Raw genomic sequence first — 3,999 nt, forward strand, 5'->3', positions numbered from 1 at the left:
GTCCGCACCGCGCTCAAGCCCACCGCGGTCACCGGCGAGGTCGCGCAGGTCCGCACGGCGGGGGAGCGGTCCGCCGCCTCGGTCAACGTCACCTGGGACCTCGGGCAGGACCGGCGCTGGACCTACCTGCTGCCGCTGGACCTGCGCCCCGACGACGCCGCCGACACCGGCTGGACGATCCACTGGGCCGCGAGCGCGGTCCATCCCGATCTGCAGACCGGACAGTCCCTGGCCCTGCGCACCACCACCCCGGACCCGGCCCCGGTCACCGACCGCGCGGGGTCGCCGCTGCTCGCGGCCACCCCCGTCGTCACGATCCTGCTGGACAAGGCCGCGGCGGGGGACCTGGCCGCCGTCGCCGGGGCGCTCGCCCGCTCGCTCGGCCCGATCGACCCGGAGATCACCGCGCAGACGATCACCGACGGCGCGAACGCCACGCCCGCGGGCCAGGCCTACACGGTCGCCGTCCTGCGGGAGACGGACTACAACACCATCCGCTCCGCGGTCTACGACCTTCCCGGCGTCCGGTTCACCAGCGCGACCCGGCTGCTCGCGCCCGACGCCGGGTTCGCCGGCCAGGTGCTGCCCGCCGTGCGGACGCACCTCGCGGCCCAGGTCAACGGCAAGGACGGCTGGGAGGTCGACGCCGTCGACGCCCTCGGCAACCCGCAGAAGACACTGGCCGAGCAGCCGGTCACGCCCGGCACCACCGCGCAGGTCAGCCTCGACCGCACGCTGCAGGCCGCCGCGGAGGACGCGGTGAACGCGCTGCCGAACCAGGTCGCGGTCGTGGCCGTCCAGCCGTCGACGGGGGACATCCTGGCCGCCGCGCAGAACGAGGCCGCCGACACCGCGGGCGCCATCGCCTTCACCGGCCGCTACCCGCCCGGCTCGACCTTCAAGATCGTCACGGCGAACGCGGCGCTGCAGGACCTGGGCGTCGGGGCCACGACCCCGCAGCCGTGCCCGGCCACGACGGTCATCGGCGGCAGGCTGGTGCCCAACGAGAACCGGTTCGAGCTCGGCACCGTCCCGCTGGGGCAGGCCTTCGCCAGGTCCTGCAACACCACGTTCGCCACGCTGGCCTCCCGGCTCGCGCCCGACGCCCTGACCGCCGCCGGTCTGCAGCTCGGCTTCGGCGCGGACTACGCGATCCCCGGACTCACCACGGTCACCGGCTCCGTGCCGCCCGCCGAGGACCTCGTCCAGCGCGCGGAGGACGGCTTCGGTCAGGGCGACGTCGTCGCCACGCCGTTCGGGATGGCCCTCGTCGCCGCGACCGTGGCCCACGGCGCACCCGTGGTGCCCCAGCTGATCCGCGGGCAGCAGACCGCGACGACCACCGCGGCGACCGCCCCGGAACCGGCGGCCCTCGACCAGCTCCGGCCGATGATGCGCCAGGTCGTCACCGAGGGCACGGCCACGGCGCTGCGCGGTTCCGGGGAGGTCCTCGGCAAGACCGGCACCGCCGAGTTCAGCCAGGGCGGGGTGAACCGGGCGCACGGCTGGTTCGTCGGGTACCGCGGGGACGTGGCGTTCGCCGTGCTCGTGGTCGACGGCGGCTCGTCCGGTCCGGCGGTCGGGATCGCGCAGCGGTTCCTCGCCGGCTTCCCCGCGGCCTGAGGCGCTTGTCCCCGGGCGTACCCTCGACCCCGTGCGCCGACCCCGGATCGCCACCCTCGCCCTGGCCGCCGACGCGGTCGCCGTCCTGGTGTTCGCGGCGATCGGCCGTGCGAGCCACGAGGAGGCGGGCAGCGTGCTCGGCCTCGTCGGCACCGCCGCGCCGTTCCTCGTGGGGCTGGTCGCGGCCTGGGCCACCCCGTGGGTGCGGGCCCAGCCCTCCGGGATCAAGGCGGGCGCGGTGGTCGTCGTCGGTACCGCGGGGCTGGGGCTGCTGCTCCGCGCGGCCTTCACCGGGCGGCTGCCGCTGAGCTTCGCGATCGTCGCCACGGTCAGCCTGGCGGTGTTCCTGCTCGGCTGGCGCGGCGTGTCGGCCCTCACCGCCCACCTCGCCCACCGGCGGACTTCCGTACGCTGAGGGGCGTGACCGCAGTTCTCGCCCCCGGTACGCCCACCCCCGTCCGCGACGTCCCGGCGCACATCCCGCGCCCGGAGTACGTGGGGAAGAAGGCGCCGAGCCCCGCCCGGGACGGGGACGTCCAGACCCCCGAGGTCATCGAGGCCATGCGGGTGGCGAGCCGGATCGCGGCGCAGGCGCTGCAGGCGGGCGGCGAGGCCGTGCGGCCCGGCGTGACCACCGACGAGGTGGACCGGGTGGTCCACGAGTTCCTCGTCGACCACGGCGCCTACCCGTCGACGCTGGGCTACCGGGGCTTCCCGAAGTCCTGCTGCACCAGCCTCAACGAGGTCATCTGCCACGGCATCCCGGACACCACCGTGATCTCCGCGGGCGACATCGTGAACATCGACGTCACCGCGTTCATCGGGGGCGTGCACGGGGACACCAACGCCACGTTCCTCGCGGGCGAGGTGTCCGAGGAGGACCGGCTGCTCGTCGAGCGCACGCGCGAGGCCACGATGCGCGCGATCAAAGCCGTCCGGCCGGGGCGCGAGCTCAACGTCGTCGGACGGGTCATCGAGTCCTACGCCAAGCGGTTCGGCTACGGCGTGGTCCGGGACTTCACCGGCCACGGCATCGGCAGGGCTTTCCACAGTGGACTCGTGGTGCTGCACTACGACCAGCCGGACGTGCACGTCGTGCTCGAGCCGGGCATGACGTTCACGATCGAGCCGATGATCACCCTGGGCACGGTCGACTACGACATGTGGTCCGACGGGTGGACCGTGGTGACCAAGGACCGCAAGCGGACCGCGCAGTTCGAGCACACGATCCTGGTCACCGACTCCGGCTCGGAGATCCTCACCCTGCCCTGAGGGACAGGAAAGCCTGACCCCGGGGGTCAGGTGATCACCACCGGCACGTGGATGGGCCGGGAGGCGTCGCGGCGACAGGATTTCCCCATCGAGAGCACCACCCCGATGGAGGAGGATCCGATGTCCACCAGGTCCCGACTGCTGACCGTCTCCGGCGCACTGGTCGCCACCGCCGCCGCGACCGCCCTGGTCGCGCCGGTGGCGAACGCCGACGAGCAGGGCACCGCCGTGAACGACGCGGCCGAGAAGAGCCTGGTGCAGGTCGACGTCGACTTCGCGGGCCTGATCGGCAGGCCCACCCTGCTCGGCGGCTTCCGCTGGTCGTCGAGCCCCACGATCCTGAGCCAGTCCTGCTCGGGCTTCTTCGTGACGGGCTCGGGGCACATCGCCACCGCGGGCCACTGCGTGGATCCCGAGGAGGCCCGGGACGCCCTGATCACCCAGTACGTGGACGACCAGGTGACCGCGGGGTCGCTGACCCCGTCCGAGGCCGCGGACCTGCTCCCGGAGGCCCTCGCGACCTGGGACGTCCAGGGCCCCACCCCCGGCTCCGAGGTCCAGCGCCGGATCGAGGTCGGCCAGCCGCGAGACGTCGACGGTGCCGCGCTGGAGGTCCCGCAGCCCGCGCGGTTGCTGGACTTCGACGGCGTCGACTCCGGTGACCTCGCGCTGCTGAAGGTCGAGCGCCGCGGCACCCCCGCCCTGCCGATCGGCGACACCGACCCCGAGTCGGGCGCCACGGTCACGGCCGTCGGGTTCCCGGGGGCGGTCTCCCAGGTGGTCGACCCGGACCTGGCCCGGGCGAGCTTCAAGTCCGGCACGGTGTCGAGCCACCAGGTCAGCCGGGGCGGCGTGGCCCAGACGGAGATCAACGCCGACCTCGCGCCCGGCATGTCCGGCGGCCCGACCTTCGACGCCTCGGGCGTGGTCGTGGGCGTCAACTCCTTCGTGCTCGAGGGCGAGCAGGCCTTCAACTTCATCACCGACACCACGGACCTGCGGGACTGGCTGGCCACCCAGGGACTGACGACGCCGTCGGAGGCCCCCGCGGGCGCCGATCCCGCAGGCCTGCTGGTCGACGGCGGCCCGGTGCAGAACGCCGCG

At 74.1% G+C, this 3,999-nt stretch carries 4 protein-coding genes; all 4 read left to right on the forward strand.

Annotation, left to right across the window (positions count from 1 at the left end):
- A partial coding sequence (locus H5J29_RS23815) for a penicillin-binding transpeptidase domain-containing protein (protein ID WP_181783263.1) occupies nucleotides 1–1,623 on the forward strand: 1,623 nt, incomplete at its 5' end.
- 31 nt (nucleotides 1,624–1,654) lie between these two features.
- Nucleotides 1,655–2,038, forward strand: a complete 384-nt coding sequence (locus tag H5J29_RS23820; RefSeq protein WP_181783264.1) for a DUF3054 domain-containing protein — start codon at nucleotides 1,655–1,657, stop codon at nucleotides 2,036–2,038.
- Nucleotides 2,039–2,043: 5 nt separating this feature from the next.
- The gene (gene map / locus H5J29_RS23825) at nucleotides 2,044–2,895 is read left to right on the forward strand and encodes a type I methionyl aminopeptidase (protein ID WP_181783265.1); all 852 of its coding nucleotides are present in this window, start codon (nucleotides 2,044–2,046) and stop codon (nucleotides 2,893–2,895) included.
- 120 nt (nucleotides 2,896–3,015) lie between these two features.
- The coding region (locus H5J29_RS23830; RefSeq protein WP_181783266.1) for a S1 family peptidase at nucleotides 3,016–3,999 on the forward strand (984 nt) is incomplete at its 3' end.

The sequence above is a fragment of the Pseudonocardia pini genome, from assembly GCF_013870575.1.
GTDB lineage: Bacteria > Actinomycetota > Actinomycetes > Mycobacteriales > Pseudonocardiaceae > Pseudonocardia > Pseudonocardia pini.